1 protein-coding gene is annotated in these 975 nt (G+C 63.8%); it reads left to right on the forward strand.

Annotated features, from left to right (window positions below):
• The coding region (locus EN749_RS36370; RefSeq protein WP_128365042.1) for an LL-diaminopimelate aminotransferase at positions 1-975 on the forward strand (975 nt) is incomplete at both ends.

Consider the following 975-nt stretch of genomic DNA (forward strand, 5'->3'; position numbering starts at 1 on the left):
GTGCGAGGTCGTGCGCGACCCGCGCACGCATCGCTATTCCTCGTCGCGCGGCATTCCGGGCCTGCGTCGCGCCCAAGCCGCCTACTATGGCAGGCGCTTCGGCGTGAAGCTCAATCCCGACACGCAAGTGGTGGCCACGCTTGGCTCGAAGGAAGGCTTCGCCAATATGGCGCAGGCGATCACGGCGCCCGGCGACGTGATCCTGTGCCCTAACCCGACCTATCCGATCCATGCCTTCGGCTTCATCATGTCGGGTGGCGTCATCCGCTCGCTGCAGGTGGAGCCGGACGACGGCTTCATCCCGGCGCTCGAGCGCGGAGTCAAACATTCGATCCCGAAGCCGCTGGCGCTGATCCTCAACTATCCGTCGAACCCGACGGCGCTGGTCGCCTCGCTCGATTTCTACAAGGATGTGGTCGCCTTCGCCAAGAAGAACGACATCATCATCCTGTCCGACCTTGCCTATTCGGAGATCTATTTCGACGGCAATCCGCCGCCTTCGGTGCTGCAGGTGCCTGGCGCGATCGACGTTTGCGTCGAATTCACCTCCATGTCGAAGACCTTCTCCATGCCCGGTTGGCGGATGGGCTTTGCCGTCGGCAACGAGCGGCTGATCTCGGCGCTGACGCGGGTGAAATCCTACCTCGATTACGGCGCCTTCACGCCGATCCAGGTGGCGGCGGCACATGCGCTCAATGGCGACGGCGCCGACATCGCCGAAGTCCGCGACATCTACCACAAGCGCCGCGATGTGATGGTCGATGCCTTCGGCCGCGCTGGCTGGACAATTCCGGCACCGGCGGCATCGATGTTCGCCTGGGCGCCAATCCCGGAGCCGTTCCGACATCTCGGCTCACTCGAATTCTCCAAGCTGCTCATCGAACATGCCGACGTGGCCGTGGCGCCCGGTGTTGGCTTCGGCGAGCATGGCGACGAATTCGTGCGCGTCGCTCTGGTCGAGAACGAGCACAGGAT

The organism is Mesorhizobium sp. M7A.F.Ca.ET.027.02.1.1 (assembly GCF_004022985.1).
GTDB lineage: Bacteria > Pseudomonadota > Alphaproteobacteria > Rhizobiales > Rhizobiaceae > Mesorhizobium.